Source organism: Dyadobacter fermentans DSM 18053 (assembly GCF_000023125.1).
Classification (GTDB): Bacteria; Bacteroidota; Bacteroidia; order Cytophagales; family Spirosomataceae; genus Dyadobacter; species Dyadobacter fermentans.
The window spans coordinates 595,280-612,760 of record NC_013037.1; the positions used below are offsets into that span (position 1 = coordinate 595,280).

A 17,481-nucleotide genomic window follows, 5' to 3' on the forward strand; every position below is an offset into this window, starting at 1 on the left:
TGAATAGGTATATCTTTTTCGATTGAATAAAAAAATAATCACATCAAAATGACAATTAATTCGCCCATTCCTTAAAGAATTAAGCGAGAATTTAGGCCAACAAAAAAATCAGGCAGGGGTTACTAATCTAAATTGTTTCCAATTCAATCATCAATAATTTCCAATGACATGAGAAACCATAATATTCACGAAGACTATGTAATGGTGATTGTCGATAATCGGCCGATGTATAGAGCGGGCATTAAAGCGGGCATCGAATTGATGATGCCAGAGTTCAGATTTTTGGAGTACAATTTATGTAGTGATTTACTATTGGATAGCCAGACCGGCAGCTCTACCTATTTTATGATCAGCGTCAGGGATATGTCAGACAGGGTCATTTTCAGCAATATCAAAAAAATCAGATTGCTACAAGAGGCCTGCAAGATTGTTCTTTACGGCTACCAGCGACGCATTTTCAACATTATCGGCTTCTTCCAGGAAAAAATCAATGGCTACCTGCCCGACGATTTCACAGAAAGTGAACTCAGGGAATGTGTGACGGCTCTGGTTGCAGACCGGATTTTTATCAATTCGCAATTAGCCATTGAATTAATTATTAATCCTCGGCAGGTTCGTCCCAGAAAACAGCCGTCGCCAGCCATGGCTGAAACCAAGGTCGCAAAGCTCTTGGCCACAGGTCGCTCCGACGTGTCTAACGTATATTAGCATGCGATGGTTAGATTCGGTTCACCGTCGTAATGACTATAGAACTTCCAAGTAGAGAAGATATGGAACCAAAATCCCATATCTTCTCTACTTGTCCGGATCACGGATGCTTTGCTTTTACTTCACAACAAACACCTTGGTTTGTACGTCGCCGTCTGTTGAGATGACGCGTAGCACATACATACCCGACGAAAGTCCATGTAGGTTCAATTCCCGGCTTTTAGCCAGGCTCTGTTGCAGCACCGAACTCCCTGCCAGCGTAGTTATTTCAGCCCGATACCGCTCCGCGCCCGGTACATCGATAGTCAATCTACCACTCGCAACCGGATTAGGGTAGACAGAAATTTGCCCCGTACCATTTTCAACAGACACCGTTCTGATAGCGCTAAAAGCATATGTGCCATCCAGATCGACCATTCTCAGGCGATATAGATTTTCACCTTTTTCCACTGTATTGTCGGTGTAGGCGTAATTTCTCGTAATACTGCTTTCCCCGTTTGACCGGACACTTCCGATTTTAACCCAGACCTTCCCGTTGCGGCTACGTTCTATTTCAAAGCGGTCGGAATTCACTTCTTCCGTGGTAGACCAGGTCAATAGTGCAGAATTCCCCTCTTTCCTGGCATCAAAGGCGACCAGCGTTACAGGCATAGGGCAATCGACAATGATGGTTAATGTGGCAATCGATTCGAGGCCATTGCCATCGGTTACCACGTAATCGATAGATATGGTGTCGCGCAGGCCATTGACCGGAGTAAATGTGATCGCACCCGTCACGGTATTCACATTATATTCGCCCTGGTCAGTGACAGTCAGGGTCGTCACCCGGGCAAGCGTGCCTGGCGTCAACAGTTTTACACTGGCAGGGACCAGCGGCGCACTACCTGCGATATCATTGGCCAGCACGTCAACAGTAGCGGCGTTGCAAGTAATGGTACCGTTGTCGTCCACAGCTACTGGCGGATCCGTTACGATGGCGCTTGGGCACCGCGCACCGTCACCCGGAGTAACGCCGGAAGCTGTCGAAAACAGGGTGGCTGTAAGATTTTTAAGCGGCGCGCTGATCTTGAAAATGGCCCCGCTGCCGTTATTGCCCACATACATATCGCCATCGGTATCAAAGAATGCAGTTCCAAAAGCGCCTGTGTAGGCAGAGGTTTCAATGCCTGCGCCGGTTACTGAGCCCAATGTAGTTCGGTTGCCGGTTACCGGATCAAACTGATATAGTACTTTGCTTGTTCCAAATCCATAAAGCATGCCATTGGTCGGGTTAAACGACCAGTCGTTCAAGTCGGTTGGCGAAGTGGGCAGCGTTACGGCAGTCAGGTAATTTGCTGAACCGGGATTCAGGTCGACCTTTGTGATCTGGTTGGAATTGGAGGCATACAAATACAGAATGCCATCCGGGCTGACATCTCCGGTTGCAAAACCCGGAACCGGTACCGGAAAGCCGGTCACATCATGGAATGTCACCGACCAGTCACTGCCGATCCGCACGAGCTGATTGGTGCCGTAACGGAAACCCCAGATGTAGTTATCGACGGTGTTGTAGCCGATAGCATTAATGAAAGCATTAGGGCCTTCGATCAAGGTCTGTTTGGCCAGAGTTGTAACACCACTCGAAAGGTCGAGTGTATAACCATCCGAAACGTTGGAACCGCCGATGTTCCGGTTACCGATCACATAGCTCAGTTCCGAGCATGGGAAAGCGGGCTGAGCAGCCCAGGTTGCGGAAGCTTCCCGAAAGGGATATGTAATATCACCCTTGCTTAACCCAATAAATCCCTGAAAATCGTCCAAACCTGTACAGGGTTCATATACAATGAGATTGTTCACATTCCAAAAACCTGGTTGATTGTACACAACCCGTAACTTAGCCGTGGTACTTGTAGCACTGGTAACGGACACTGTCGCGGAGGCGGGCGATGAAGCAAACGCAAGGGTACTGTCACTTGGATTATAGGTCGCCCCTGTTGCCGAGTTCAGGGTTATGCCGTTGGGGAGCTTTAACTTAAAAATTCTCGGATGTCCACCGTCGTCTGTCAGATTAACAGTAAAGTTTTGAGGTGTCCCCGCCGGCACTGCCGACGCCGGACCAGTAATTGAGAACACTGGCTCAGCCGGGCTTGGCAGACTGGGAATAGCGTCGATTGCATCTCCATGAAGACCCGCGTAGTGAATCGTATAGTCAGGCCCTAACGTAGTATTCACCGCCCCCTGTACATCCATGAAGTTTTGATAAGTCGTTGCCGGTGTGGCAACGTTTTTCATGATATACACCAGGCGGGCTGCCTTTAATTGATCCGCCCCGTCTGCAGTTCCGGATTTATCCAGGTCCGGGCGAGCCTGCGGAAAAAAAACGACCTCTCCTATATAATTGCTGTTCGCCATAGAAGGCGAGGGTTTCCCGTAGTCAATACAAAAAGAGAGTTCCGAAGAAACAAGGTTCTTATTCGCATCAAAATAGGCAGTAGCAATGGGTGCCGCCTCCTCGGGATAGGAGTCCATCACAGTATACGAGTTGGAAGTGATAAACTTTTTCCAGTAAGCTACCTGAAAACCAAATGCCGACGTTGCTGTCTGATCCCCGGTTGTATACGGGATAAAGATTTTAAAGTCCCCTCCGGCAGAGGCGACAGGACTTTCAAATGTCACAGTAACAGAGCCTGTATAAGTACGGGTTTGCAACAAATAACCCGAAGCGTTTGCCGATGTTATGGTTTCGGCGGGTGTCCCCGTTGCAGAGGTGCCCTGATAAATCTTGATAATCGCGGCGGGGGCCATGTCCAGAAAGTCAAACCGGAGCACAACTTTGCCTGTTGTTCCATCGGACAGTTCCGGATTTATTGTGGCCGCACGAAGGGGATAAACGGCATTCATCGTCTCGGTGAGTGACAATTTGCCTGATGTTGCCTTTCCGTCGCCAGTCTTTCCAGCCGGAACATTCTCAGGAAAAAAATTCACATTCTGGCTTTCATTAAAACGATACCATAAAGTTCCTCCTCCGGGATCAGGACATGATTGAGCATTCGCAAATGATAATGATACGCATGTAAAGATGATGAAGAAGAGAATGAAGTTGGTGAGCTTTTTTAGCAAAAAGCCACGCGTTGTGTAAAAGATTGACATAGAAAATGGAAGTTTAAATTCAATTACTTTTTACTAGGCATTTACACGGTGTATGAATAAGAATTAATAAATGATTGGAGGGTTGATTGCGTGGATAGATCAGAAGAAATCCCACACGAAAAATGCTTAATACAAATAGGGAATGCTGCCCTGTTTATGGGCAGCATTTCATTTTGTAAAGCTATTTCTTTTCAACCATCCGGAGGGTTGAAAAATTTGTACATTAATGGGGGATATTTTGTCAGAGTGCCTAATAATGAGTGTTATTCGCCACCCAAATTGATGTATAGCCTCTGTATATAAGACGATGGGGTTTCGCAAAGGCCTGCGTGGAAGACCAGATTGCCATTGACAAGTTTAAAGAGCACTTCCCTTTTTAGCCTCGGTCGGCGTTTGGCCGAAAATCTTTTTGAATTCTGTACTGAAATACTTGCTGTCGTCAAAACCGATCATCACACTCACCTCGCTTACATTGTAAACTCCCGAATCGAGTAGCTTTTTCGCTTCATTGAATCGGATCGTTTTCATGAAATCGTTGATCGTAAGCCCTGTAAGCGATCTCAATTTTCGATACAATGCTGATACGCTCATTCCAATCTGCATAGCAAGCTCATTGACCCCAAAGTCGCGGTCGGAAATATGTTCTTTAACAAGTGAGCCAAGTTTAATGAGGAATTCTTGGTTCTTGTCCTGGGCAATGGCTCTGCTCTCCTGATGGTCCACCAAGACAGACTGGCGGTAACGGTCTTTCAAATCGTCTCGCAGCCGGATCAGGTTGCGTACCTTTAATTCAAGAATCCTCGGATCGAACGGTTTAACAAGATAATCGTCAGCACCCGAAGCGAGCCCTTCGATAATTTGCTGATTCTGTGCCCTTGCCGTTAATAACACGACCGGTATATGTGAAGTCGTAATATTCTTTTTCAAATGGCTGCACAACTGCAAACCGTTCATATCGGGCATCATAATGTCCGACAGGACAATGTCGGGAAGATGCTCATTGGCGAGTTGCAAACCGCGAAGCCCATTTTCCGCCTCCAACGTGTTGAATTCGCTTTCGAAAAGCTCCCTGATAAACACGCGTAACTGGTCGTTATCCTCGACGATCAGGATCGTATTGGTTTTCTTTACAGAGACGCCGCTATGCACGGCGGGCAACTTTGCTGCCATTTCCGTCAACTTCCTGCCGACGTAATCGCTGTTTTTCGGTGCAATTTGCTCGGAAGAAAAGTGCCGGTTTTCGCGCAGCATCCGGATCGTTAATGTTGTACAGCCGGGCATGTTGTTGCCCTCAAGACGGCTCTCGGCAGTAAGGTATCCGCGATGCTGTTCCACAATGCTCTTGGAAAGCGCCAGCCCGATCCCGTAACCGGGTTTTTCCGAATCCGCCTGGTAGTAATAAGTGAATAGTTTCCGCAAATGCTCTGCCGGTATGCCCTTGCCGTTGTCCTCCACAGCAATGCTTACCTCATTGCTCACTTCCACAATGCGCACTGATACCTTACCGCCTTCGGGAGTGAATTTATATGCATTACTAAGCAGGTTATAAAACACTTTTTGCATTTGAGCCAAATCCAGCCACAACAGTACCGGCGTGTCCGGGCATACGAACCTTGTTTCAATGTCCTTTTCTTTTGCGGTGTGCTCGAATGCGGCAATGACGCTTTTCATGATTTTGACCACGTCATATTCCTGGACCTGCAGCCTCACCCCGCCGCTCTGGATCTTGCGGAAGTCGAGCAACTCGTTGACCAGCAGTAATAAACGATCAGAACTGTTTTTAGCAAATCCGAGATAGTGCTCAACGGTTTTACCATCGTATGCATGCTGAAAGGCTTTTTGCATAGGCGCTGAAATCAACGAAAGGTGCGTCCTGATTTCGTGGGAGACATTGGTGAAGAAGTCGAGTTTAACCTGGTTCAGCGCATTTTCCTTGCGGAACGAACTACGTAGCCAGAAAAACCTGGTAACGGCGTACACAGTGGCGGCAAGCAGCAAAATATAGGCCAGGTAGGCATACCAGGTTTTCCACCAGGGCGGGAGAATGGTGATTTGGAGCTCCACGGACTTCTTCATCCAGACACCGTCGCCATTCGCGGCGTTGACATGAAAAGTATAAGTCCCCGACGGCAAGTTCGTATAAGTAGCGGATGGGTTCTCAACATAATTCCAGTCGCGGTCAATACCTTCGATCTTGTACGCGTATTTGTGCTGACCAGAACGAACATAATCTAGTAGCGCGAACTCTATGGTAAAAATACTCTGATCATGGCGGAAGGTGATTTCTTTTGTTTTCCACAGCGGTCCGGGCAGAAGTCCCGTACTATCACCGGTAGCAACTTCCTTGTTGTACAGTTTCAGGGCTGTCAGCATGAGCTGACTAGTGTCTTTGCTTATTGAAATGGCCGCCGGATTAAATGAGAACATTCCCTGATTTGTGACGAAGTAAAGATTCCCCCTGGAGTCGGTCGTTCCAGCTCCCTGCATTAATAGGCCATTTTGCGGCAAACCATCACCATAACCGTAAGATTGAAGCGTCCTGTTTTTGGGATGGTATCTCAATAGCTTGTTCGTAGCATTCAACCATAAATAGCCCCTCTTATCCGCTACAACATCTTTGATATAGCCGCCTGGGACATCGGCATTGGGCTCAAACCTGTTGTTTTTAGAATTATATTGAAAAAGTAAGTTAGTACCGGCTGCCCAGATATTGCCGGAAGGATCTTCTGTTATCCTCCAAAAGTAGTTGGTCGTTTCGGGACCGACAGATATTTTCTCTAATGTCGGTACACGAACAGAACTGCTTTTTGCATTAATCCGATAAACTTCATTCGCGCAACCTATCCAGATATTGTGTATGGAATCTTCGTAAATACATCGAACACTGATGTTTGTGGGTGCTTGCCTGGTGAACACACCACGTTTCTGATTGAACAAAAGCAACCCGTAATAACCTCCGATCCAGAAGCGACCATTGCTATCGGTAAAGATTGCGAAGGTTCTTGCATTGACCAATTCTGATTCACCCTCGGCGATAATCGGGTAATGTCGATAGCTGCCGGTACGAAGATCCAGACTGGTCAATAGGGAATTCCCCGCGGACCAGAATACGTTATCTTGGTCGAGATAAAAGGAGTAGTAATCAGCCTCTTTCGCAAGTTTGAGGTTGAATGCCAAATGATTATTGCCCTTAGTATCAAAGACCAGAAGTTGATCCAGATTATCCGAAACGGCCCAGATTTGTCCTGCTTTACCCTTGCCCAGCCAGGCGTTAGAAAACAATCTGCTTCGCGAATCATTGACGGCAAATGGCCAGGATGCGAATTGAGGAGAATCGGAATGGAAATAGCTGACGCCGGCATAGAAGGAGCCGCACCATACGCCGCCTTGTCGGTCGAGGTATACCGAGAAGAGCATGGTGTTGCCCAGGCTGTTTGAGTCGCCCGGCCGATTTACATACCAATCCGCTTGCCACGTAAGCGGATCGAAATGCACAAGTCCCTGGTTTGTTGCCATCCAGTATTTTCCTTTGCCGTCCGGCAACATTTTGGAAACACGGGGATGTTCGCCACCGGGCGCTTTGAGCGTTTCTACCAGCTTGAACTGCTCAGTAACAGGATTGAATTGATATAATCCGGTGCCGTTACTGCCCAGCCATATAATACCGCTTTCGTCCACGCAAACACAAAGTAATTGACTTAGATCGATCTGCGGCTTTGAGGATGGAATTCGGAATAGCTTGGGTCGGGACCCGTCACTTCGCATTTTGACCAGACCATCACCCGTTGCTGCCCAGATGTTGCCGGCTTTATCCTCGGCCAACGACCTTACCTGCAAAGTCTGACCGAAGAATTCCGTCTGCAGATGCCGTGTTATTCTGAATTTTCCGTTTTCGTTTATAATTCGAGACAACCCATTTTGAGTGCCGGCCCAGGTTTGTTTTTTTTGGTCAGTGATAACGCAATTGACCGAATTGTGGGAGAGAGAATTGGCGTTGGCCGGATCATGGTCAAAGTTGATGAAAGTGTCCGTGTTCGGCTCATAAATGTATACGCCAGACCTAATAGAAGCAATCCATATATTGCCCTTTGAATCGGTTGAAAGATCCCTGATGAATTTAGGATTGCCCTCTTTACCGGTTTGGTAGGCAGTGAACGTCTTGCCGTCGTAGCGATAAAGGCCCGCCTCAGTGCCAAACCACATGAAACCCTGCTTGTCCTGAGTGATCCCTAACGTGCTCGATAACGGGACTCCGTTAACTTCTCGAAAATTCTTAAAAACTTGTCCGTAAGCCTTAGCAAAAAGCACAAAAGTGCAAGCCCAAAGCACCATCGTACGTTGATATACCGCCATTTGTAATAATATGTGAATTGGTAATATGTTGTTGGGCGCACTAATGTAGATATTCCTGCGAATCGTTACTGCTTAACACACTTCATTAAGAAAATGCGTTGCAAGTATATTGAATTACTCACTTTTTTTAAGGCTTGCGATTGGTTTTTATAAGTCATAGCAAGTGCCCATCACCGCTGCCGAATGCGTTCCCCCTGGCACTCCCCGCGAAAAGAATATTCAGCCTACCGCAAAGACAATCTTCCCATGAGAAATTAACCCTACCAAATTGCCAAATTTTTCACCCACCTGTGTGGTAAGAAAGCAGTTACTTTCCGCTATCGCATTCGCGCTCAGGCGCAATACTATTTCCATCACTTAATCTTTTAGGCATGAAATCAAACTTTACAGTACTAACCAGAGGGCTTCTTTGGTTCCTGCTACTTTCGGCAAAATCATTATTTGCCCAATTGGGCTGTTATAGTGCATCCGGTTGTCAGGATTACAGTAATTTCGGTTATGCATCTACTGTCGCTTTGACGCTTGAATACGACAACTACGTTTCGGGCTGGCATTCGTCAGCGGTAAGGGATATTGACGGATCGTTCAAAGTATGGGGGGAACTTTCGAAGGCGGATGGCGCGGGCGCCCACCTTATTCCCAGAGAAGTAAATGCAACCAACTACCCAGGACTCACCGGTGCCCCGTTAAAAATGGGCATTGGGTCGGCAAGTCGCAACACTGTGCAGTACGTCCTGCTTACCAGCGATAACAAACTCTGGGTTTGGGGCCGGGCGGGGGCCGTCGTAGATGCCGCTTTGACGAACAATGTAAACAATGTGATTGTGGAAACCGGACAGCCGGCTGTGAATGTCACTCCATTCCAGCAATTGTCCATCGGTCTTCCGGCAGGGGTTACGGCAGCAAATGTTAAAATGATGTTTGTTACCTCCGGTTCGATCGTGATCACCACCTGCGGTGACGGAAGGGTATACACCCTGTCTCAAAGTTCGTGGGTTCGGGGGGTAATCGGTGGGAATAGTTTATCCTGGAACGTAGTGCAAAAGGAATCGGGAGGTGATCTCACCGATATAGTAGCCGCCAGGGGTTCACGTTCCGGCGTGATTGCCTTGGATAATTCCGGCAACCTCTGGGTTTATGGTGCAAATTCCTGGGATGGCATCGCCACCGCGAGCGCGAACCGGTCAAGGGCTGTTCCCCAGGCTCTGCCACCTGCCGGTGCCGGCGCGAAAATTAAGATGATTGGCACGACCAACGCGTTTACCAACACCGTCACCCATTACGTGCTGTACGAGGATGGCAGGTTATTCGCCCTGGGCGCCAACGACCGGAAACAGCTTGGAAACTGGGACCCGGCCAATGCAAATCAAGCCACCTGGACACAACCGCGCTATACCTCGGCCGCGGGGCCGGTCATGAATGACATCAAATGGATATCGCCGCAGGAACACGACGGGCTTTATGGTTTTATTAATGTATTGACTAACGGTCAAAAGATATTTAACTGGGGACAGGAAAGTGGTTATGCCCTTGGACGAGGCGTGCACGCGAGTGTGAGCGGCTCTACACCCGTGGATCCGGGAGAGCCGGCCAGCTTTGAGGCAGGTTATGCGAATTCCGAAATTATCTCGCTTGAATCGGGAGGCCATACTACCATGATGCTCCGCGAATGCGAAGACGACTTTGGCTATATAGGTCACCGCATTCATGGCAGTATGGGCGACAATATCGATACCGATGTTACCGACAATACCGTGCACTTCCGCACCAGTGCGGTCCAGGTGTGCGGGGCTGTTACGACCGACGCCAGCCTAACGGTGTCTTCACCAGGGCCCTTTCTGTCCGGCAGCTCTGTTACATTCGTGGGGGCACCATCCGGCGGAACGTACGCCATCGACGCCAGCCTCACCACGGCTGCCGGTGCCACCATCAACCCTGTTACCGGGGTAGCCAGCATTCCATCGGCTGGTACATTGCGTGTAAATTATACCATCAACAGTGCTACCTGCGGTGCCGTGGTCGTGAACCAGCTCGTCAATGTGGAACGTATGATAAGCATACCGGGCAATGTCTGGATAGACGCGAACGGTGATGCGATTGTGGACGGTACTGAAAGCGGGACTGCGAACGGCTTCTGGGCCAATCTGCTCGACCCCCAGGGCAATGTGGTAGCATCGGTGGAGGTGGCAGCCGACGGTTCTTATAACATCGAGGTACGCAGTGGCTTGCTCACCAGCATTGGAGATTATTCGGTGGTGCTGACGAACGGTAGCCGGAATATTGGCGACATTGTTACCGCTTCGGATACGCCCCTGAATGGCTACGGGTACACTGGCACCAACCGGGGCGGCACTACTTCTGTTGCGCCCTCGAATAATACAGGAGCAGTTAATTTGGGAAGCCTGAATACGCTTCCGGTTACTACAACTGCTTTGGACCCTGTTAATTTCGGTATTCAAACGCCGCCCGTGGCAGACCCCAAGAGTTACTCCGTGCCAAACAGCGCATTTAGTGCGACACCTCCCGCTGCGTTTCCGGTAAACGCGGGCTATCAGTCTATCCCAGCATCGTCATCGAGCCTGACCGGCTATACGACCGGTGGTTCGCTTTCAGGTTCGGATGCGGAAGATTGTGCGGCTGCAGGCACGTGCGCCACCGGAACTTCGACCACATTTTCTATTCATACCATCAATGCGAATACCCTGGTGTACTATGACTTCGGTGGAGCGACAGGCATTCAGCAGATAGACGTATCCGGCGGTCCCGTGACGATCCCTGATTTCAATGTGAACAGTCTGGTAATCTATGGGAAAGTAGGAAGTGGTACGGCCGGAAGCGAATTTGGTTTTATCTATTCAATGACCGACGAGGCGGGCACAACCAGTACCCCTGTGGCTTACACCATTGCAACCGAATCCGCATTGCCCGTAACGCTGATCAGCTTTGAGGCTTCCACTGAGATGAACACCGTGCATTTGGCCTGGGCTACGGCTAGCGAAGAAAATAGCAGAGGCTTCGAAATTGAGCGTAGTACCAACGCCTCTGACTGGACGAATATAGGTTTTGTAGCGTCACAATCATCTGAAACCGGCAGTGCAAGCCGACTTGATTATTCTTTTACGGACACTTCCATACGCAAAGGAATAAGCTACTATCGTCTGAAGATGATCGATCAGGACGGAACGTTTGCGTACAGCCAAATCCGTTCAATTCGCGTGGACGGGGGCGATCAGCCCCTTGTTTATCCGAACCCGGTCGCTGACGGCGAACTTACCATCGGGCCTTCGGCGCCCGGCCCACACAGGGTTGAAGTTAGTAACCTTGCCGGGATCCGTGTCATGCAACTTCATTCCGGCGACCATCGCCGGCTCGACGTACGCAGATTAGCCACGGGAATGTACATTTTGCGGGTCACTTATGCCAGTGGAGAAATGCAAAGCTGCACTTTCTTCGTAAAATAAGCGCGGGAGAGAAGTAAAGCAAAGCCCGTAAAAATAGAAAGGGTGCGAGAATTGTTCTTGCACCCTTTCTAGGTATTTGACCTCTGGCCACTGCGTTTTCTCTATCGTTCGAAATGTATGACGGTAATGACGTGTGATGGTTCATAACATTCGCTACACTTACAGTCATTTCTGGTCATTCAAAAAATCATATTTGGATCATCGACTAACTCCCGAAAGTCGTTAAATTAATGATCATTTTTTCTCGCAATCCCTCTCACTTCCCCCGAGGGTTGTGAGAAAAAATGAGGCGGTGCGGATTCAAATTGTTTCGTTATGGCCACTGACAGCCTGAGAGCAGAAGCAAGGCAGAAATGGGTTATGCTCTATAGACAGATCGGAAACATATCGGTTGCTGCCAGGAGGTGCGGAATTGCTAGATCTACGTTACAACGTTGGATAAAACGTGAGGATGAAAATCTCTTTACAGATCGGTCTCACCGTCCGCATCGGCTGGGGCGACAAAAGTATCGTCCTGAAGACGAGGCCCTCGTACTTAAGGTACGCGATGAATTCAAGTATGGAAAACTCAGAATCTGCTCTCATCTGTTCAGGCTCCATGATTTGAAGATTTCAACTTCTACCGTAGCGAGAATACTCGAAAAGCATTCAGTTGCACCTATTCGTCGATTTACTAAACATTCCCCTCCAATTCGATATGCTAAGCTCGTTCCTGGCGAACGTGTACAGTTAGATGTCTGCAAGATCAGAGCTGGCCTGTATCAATACACGGCGATTGATGATTGTACCCGCCTAAGGGTGTTGAAACTTTACACGCGTCGGTCGGCCGCCAATTCAATCGATTTTCTGGACAAGCTTATTGATGAATTTCATTACCCCATTCAACGTATTCAAACGGACAGAGGACAGGAGTTTTTTGCGGTCGCATTTCAGCAGAAGTTGATGGATTACTGCATCAAGTTTCGTCCCATAAAACCCAGGTCACCACATTTAAACGGCAAAGTTGAACGAAGCCAGCAGACAGATCTCCAGGAATTTTACACAACAGTTGACTTACGAGACCCCCAATTGGACGACAAACTCGCTCAATGGCAATTTCACTACAATTACTTCCGCCCACACAGCTCGTTGGGCGGTAAGACTCCGATCGAATTTGCCTCCGAACACTCTGCTAAGGCATCTTTCTGGGACGAAATCGAGGCCATATACGACGAAACAAAGGAACGCATTAGAGAACAAGCCTACTGGCGAGACCTGCGGATGGCAAAGTTGACTAAGAAAAGCAAAACATAGTTTTGTCCTACAATTTGCCGACTGCGAGATGTAGCGGAACTATAGAGCCACTACAATTTACTCTTATTGATGACCCAGCTACGAACATTAACTTGCTTGACTTCAAAAAGGTAGCTTATTAACGTTTAGGAGGCCTGCCGAAGCTTGCCGGTTTTGGTAAACAATCGATCCCTGACTAGCCCCACATTCTCGCTGATGCGTGACTTTCTCACCCGGCAATAACGCATCGTTGTTCTAATGTTTTTATGACCAAGCATCTTGCTGACGTCTTCTAACGGCACGCCGTTGTTGAGCATCATATCAGCAAAAAAATGCCTGGCATCATGCGTGTCTAGTCTCCTGATGCTTCCGGTGATATCACGGATGTTACATATATCCGCCAGCTCCTTCAAATAGGTATTATACCTGAAATTGCTGTTCACTGGGATCAATTTATCGTGGGCTATACAATAGGGATGATCCTTGTATTTTTCAATCAATTCTTCAACAATCGGCAGTATGGGTACCATTTCACCGACCTGTGTTTTTCCGCGTTTCCGGACGAGCCACCTTTCCCTTTTCGCACCGACAAGCCTTATGCTATCCCGCGTCAGCCCATAGATATCCTGGTAAGCAAACCCGGTAAAGCATTGAAAGATGAATGCGTCGCGCACCTCCGCCAATCGTTTAACATGCAATTTCTTTCTATGAATTCTCTCGACCTGCTCGAACTCCAGTGGGATCACTTCAACATCACCGCCCGAGCATTTAAAACCCTCCATCGGGTTGCGTGTTATGAAGTCCTTCTTGACGCCGATTTTTACTATTTGCCTGGTCCATTTCACATCCTTGCGGGCAGATACTTCAGCGAGCGGTTTGGGCTTGTGTAGTGTCAAATACTCGTAAAACTCTTCGGCAAACAGGCCGGATAGCTCTGAAAATTTCAGATCCGATGTTTTGTATTGAAACTTGATAAAAGCGGTAACATGCCGTTTAAGTTTTCGCCAGTGTCGTAGTGTGTTGTCCGAACGCATCCCACGCTGGACCAACAGTTCAAATTTCTCGATGTGCTCGTCGAACGCTTGAAGCAGGGTCTGCTGCTTTTTTAACCCTTGCTTGTGAGCATCGTCTTTGTCTTCGACCGCTTTGCCTTTAAAGACGTTTTTAAGCATAGTAGGCGTGATGCATTCAAACTGCGATTGCAGCACCATGAACTGGGAAGTTAGTGAGGTGCGCGCCTGATCGATGGCAATGTTGATCAGTTTGGCCTCCATGCCTGAGGCAGTTACTTTTTTGGTTTGGTTGCACCAGTCGTCGGGGTGCACTTTTTTGCCAAGTGAAATTTCGTCATCCAGACCATCGATGGTAATCCGGACATAAATCGGCGCTTTGCCGTCTTTCGTTGCTTTGGCTTTGAATAGCCAGAAGAGGATCGAAAGTTTCTGATTGCTTTTCATCCTTCACATTTTTAAGTGATCTAATGTTCCCTGCGGGGACTTCCCCCCAGGCGACGCATCGATTTCCTCAAAACCACATCACACAAGCTATTTTCGGAAATTCGGTTACCTAATTTAGAAAATCAGATAGGTAACCGAAACGGTAACCGAATCGGATAGGTTACTTTGATCAGGAATGACTCAAAAATTTTGAAACAAGCTGATTTTCAGAACAATTTAAAACAAAAAAGCGCCCTTTGAGGCGCTTTAAGTGATCCCGCTGGGATTCGAACCCAGGACCCATACATTAAAAGTGTATTGCTCTACCAGCTGAGCTACGGAATCATTTTTTCTGGTTTTTTTACTACCTCTTGAATCCAGGGCCCACACATTAAAAGCGGCCGGCGTTCCGGGGTATTGCTCTACCAGCTGAGCTACGGAATCATTTTTCTACTCGCGTTTCGGCTTTCGAAGGTTTTGCGCTCTTGGATTAGCCGTGGCGTTTTCCGTAATTGCGATGCAAAAGTAGAATTCTTTAAAGTATAATGCAAGTGCCCAACAAGAAAAACCTTTTTTTTTCGTTTTTGTTTCTCGCTTCTCTGGCCCCGATGATGGCGTTTTCTGCCAATCAGAAGGAGCTCAAAACGGCTGATTCTCTGTTCGCTATCGCCAGGTACCCCGAAGCCCAAACATTGTATAAAAAAAATTTCAGCCTCTCCGAAAAAAATGGCCAGGCGCTGCTTTTGAAGCTCGCTTTCCTCGCAGAGAAAACCAACAATTATACCGATTGCCTATTTTACCTCAGCAAACTTGCCCTCGTGCAGCCTTCCAGGCACCTTTTTGAAAAAATGGACAAGCTCGCCAAAGAACAAAATCTAAGTGGCTATGAATTCGACGATTACAACTATTTCATAATTTTTTATCGAAAATATGGTGATTACATTCCGATATTGCTTTTAACTTTGGGCACCTATATAGTTGTCATAATGGTTACAAAGACACGTAGGAAGGAACCCATTTTGCAGATCCACAAGATTTCGATCATCGTTTATCTGCTCGCGTTGCTGGGAATACTAAATGTACCATCCCTTTATCAAACGTGCATCATAGTGAATGAAAACACCTTCCTGCGCGATGAACCGTCGTCAGCGGCCGGGGTGGTGGAAAAGGTAGGAAAAGGGCATAAACTGACGATAATCGGGTCTGTTGACCACTGGGACCGGGTCATCTGGAATAACCGGATCGTTTATATCCGGAAAAGTGATCTTTGGAATATATGACAGCAAACTGGTATCATTTTTGCAGGATTTAAGTTTGTATGTATATTTAGGAATAAAATTTTTAATTTAACGCTGTATGAAAAAGCCAATGAAACGTTATTTACTATTAATCGCAGGAGTTTTGATGTTAGGATTTGTAACTTCCTGTAAAGAGGAAGGGCCTCACAAAGATGACATTGTGAAGTTCTCGGCTGTAATCAATAGTGCCCCAACGGTTCCAAAGGCTACGTCGTCAGCACAAGGTACCGGTGTATTTGAGTACAACAAGAACACCATGGAGCTGAAATACAACGTCAACTTCCAGAATATCACCCCCACTTCCGTGACCCTGAACGTGGCCAACCCGGCATGGGAAAGAGGCCCGATCATTCAGACATTGTCTGAAAACCCAACCGGACAGGTTACAGGAACAGTTAAACTGAACACCGAGCAGCAAACTCAGCTTGTAGTAGGCATGATGTACATCAACGTTCCTACGGAGCAAAATCCTTACGGGGAAATCCGTGGACAGATCATCGCCGACAAGTTCGAAGAATAAGCTTTGATATCACATGAAAAAGGCTTTCGGGGGCGATCCTGAAAGCCTTTTTTATTGCTATTTCTTCCCTTTCTTCTTCTGCCTCGACTCGAATGCCTCGATTTCCCGCATCAGCGCACCCAGGTCGTCGGTGGTGTCGGTGGTGAATTCGAGCGTTTCTGCGTAGTCTTCGGCGGTTAGTTTCACCACGGCAATGGGCTTGTCGAGGTATTGCTGGATCTCGTCGAGTAACGGTTTTTCTTCTTCACTGCAAAATGACACCGCAATGCCCTTCTGCATGCCCCGCCCGGTACGGCCTACCCGGTGAACGTAACTCTCGGGCTGTTCGGGCAGATCGTAGTTGATCACGTAATCCACATTCGGAATATCGATGCCGCGGGCGCTCACGTCGGTGGCAATCAAAATTTTTACATTTCCTTTCTTGAACTCATTCATGGCCGTCAGGCGGTCCGATTGCTGCTTGTCGCCATGAATGGTGAGGCTTTTGATTTCCATGCGTTCGAGCGCATTGAACACACGTTCGGCGCGAACCTTGGTGCGAACGAACACGAGGATTTTTTTATCGGCATTCTGCCGGATCACGCGTTCGAGAAAGAACCGCTTGTCGTCCATCGCCACGAATGCAACCGAGTGGTCGATGTTCTTCGCCACGGGATTTTTGGGGGAGATCTGAATGCGGATCGCGTTTCTCACGAGCGAGTATGCCAGTTTCTTGATCTTTTCATCGATCGTCGCCGAGAAAAACAGCGTTTGCCGCCGCTTGGGCAGATGCCGGATCAGGTCCTGAATATCTTTGATGAACCCCAGGTCGAGCATATGGTCGGCCTCGTCGAGAATGAGCGTATCCACGCGGTCGAGGCGGATGTGGCCCTGGCTCACGAGGTCGAACATTCGTCCCGGGGTCGAAACGAGTATGTCGATGCCTTTTTCCAGCTTCGCGATCTGCGGGCCTTGCTCCACGCCGCCGAACACGCTGAATGTCTTCACTTTCGTATATCTCGAAATGCTGCTGAACACCTCGGCAATCTGAATGGCCAGCTCCCGCGTAGGGACCATTACCACGCATTTGATGCCTTCCGAGCGGCTCGACGACTTCTGTTTATGCAGTTTATCAATCACCGGGATCGCGAAAGCAGCCGTCTTTCCGGTGCCCGTCTGGGCAATCGCCAGTACATCTTCCCCCTTCATCACCGCCGGAATCGCCTTGAACTGAATGTCCGTCGGCTTCTTAAACCCGGCCGCTTCCAGGCTCCGCTTGATCTCCGCGGCAATAGGGTAATCATCAAATTTCATAAGCAAATAAT

At 48.1% G+C, this 17,481-nt stretch carries 9 protein-coding genes and 1 tRNA gene; 5 read left to right on the forward strand and 5 right to left on the reverse strand.

Annotated features, from left to right (window positions below):
* The first annotated feature begins 168 nt into the window (after positions 1–168).
* On the forward strand, positions 169–708 hold the full coding sequence (locus DFER_RS02640) for a response regulator transcription factor (RefSeq protein ID WP_012780147.1): 540 nt from the start codon (positions 169–171) through the stop codon (positions 706–708).
* Between the two features lie 117 nt (positions 709–825).
* Here the strand turns inward: DFER_RS02640 and DFER_RS29010 are convergent, their stop codons facing one another.
* Both DFER_RS29010 and DFER_RS02650 read right to left on the reverse strand, forming a co-directional pair.
* Positions 826–3,837, reverse strand: a complete 3,012-nt coding sequence (locus DFER_RS29010) for a DUF6923 family protein (RefSeq protein WP_012780148.1) — start codon at positions 3,835–3,837, stop codon at positions 826–828.
* Between the two features lie 357 nt (positions 3,838–4,194).
* Positions 4,195–8,190, reverse strand: a complete 3,996-nt coding sequence (locus DFER_RS02650) for a hybrid sensor histidine kinase/response regulator transcription factor (protein WP_229206154.1) — start codon at positions 8,188–8,190, stop codon at positions 4,195–4,197.
* 515 nt (positions 8,191–8,705) lie between these two features.
* Here DFER_RS02650 and DFER_RS29015 point away from each other — a divergent pair.
* On the forward strand, positions 8,706–11,651 hold the full coding sequence (locus DFER_RS29015; RefSeq protein WP_050774596.1) for a T9SS type A sorting domain-containing protein: 2,946 nt from the start codon (positions 8,706–8,708) through the stop codon (positions 11,649–11,651).
* 315 nt (positions 11,652–11,966) lie between these two features.
* Complete coding sequence (locus DFER_RS02660) at positions 11,967–12,944, forward strand: IS481 family transposase (protein WP_012780151.1); 978 nt, start codon at positions 11,967–11,969, stop codon at positions 12,942–12,944.
* Positions 12,945–13,069: 125 nt separating this feature from the next.
* On the opposite strand, the gene DFER_RS02665 is transcribed toward DFER_RS02660, so the two are convergent.
* A complete protein-coding gene (locus DFER_RS02665) occupies positions 13,070–14,380 on the reverse strand; it encodes a site-specific integrase (RefSeq protein WP_012780152.1) in 1,311 nt (436 codons plus the stop codon).
* A gap of 251 nt (positions 14,381–14,631) precedes the next feature.
* Positions 14,632–14,704, reverse strand: a tRNA-Lys gene (locus tag DFER_RS02670).
* 239 nt (positions 14,705–14,943) lie between these two features.
* On the opposite strand from DFER_RS02670, the gene DFER_RS02675 reads away from it, so the two are divergent.
* A complete protein-coding gene (locus tag DFER_RS02675) occupies positions 14,944–15,639 on the forward strand; it encodes an SH3 domain-containing protein (RefSeq protein ID WP_229206155.1) in 696 nt (231 codons plus the stop codon).
* Between the two features lie 124 nt (positions 15,640–15,763).
* The gene (locus tag DFER_RS02680; RefSeq protein WP_012780154.1) at positions 15,764–16,177 is read left to right on the forward strand and encodes a CHRD domain-containing protein; all 414 of its coding nucleotides are present in this window, start codon (positions 15,764–15,766) and stop codon (positions 16,175–16,177) included.
* A gap of 57 nt (positions 16,178–16,234) precedes the next feature.
* Here the strand turns inward: DFER_RS02680 and DFER_RS02685 are convergent, their stop codons facing one another.
* On the reverse strand, positions 16,235–17,470 hold the full coding sequence (locus tag DFER_RS02685; protein WP_012780155.1) for a DEAD/DEAH box helicase: 1,236 nt from the start codon (positions 17,468–17,470) through the stop codon (positions 16,235–16,237).
* Positions 17,471–17,481 lie beyond the last annotated feature (11 nt).

Excerpts from the sequence above, each read along its gene's own strand:
- DFER_RS02665 (WP_012780152.1), bottom strand. The coding sequence starts at position 14,380 with ATGAAAAGCAATCAGAAACTTTCGATCCTCTTCTGGCTATTCAAAGCC.
- DFER_RS02660 (WP_012780151.1), top strand. The coding sequence starts at position 11,967 with ATGGCCACTGACAGCCTGAGAGCAGAAGCAAGGCAGAAATGGGTTATG.
- DFER_RS02685 (WP_012780155.1), bottom strand. The coding sequence starts at position 17,470 with ATGAAATTTGATGATTACCCTATTGCCGCGGAGATCAAGCGGAGCCTG.
- DFER_RS02680 (WP_012780154.1), top strand. The coding sequence starts at position 15,764 with ATGTTAGGATTTGTAACTTCCTGTAAAGAGGAAGGGCCTCACAAAGAT.
- DFER_RS29010 (WP_012780148.1), bottom strand. The coding sequence starts at position 3,837 with ATGTCAATCTTTTACACAACGCGTGGCTTTTTGCTAAAAAAGCTCACC.
- DFER_RS02650 (WP_229206154.1), bottom strand. The coding sequence starts at position 8,190 with ATGGCGGTATATCAACGTACGATGGTGCTTTGGGCTTGCACTTTTGTG.
- DFER_RS02640 (WP_012780147.1), top strand. The coding sequence starts at position 169 with ATGAGAAACCATAATATTCACGAAGACTATGTAATGGTGATTGTCGAT.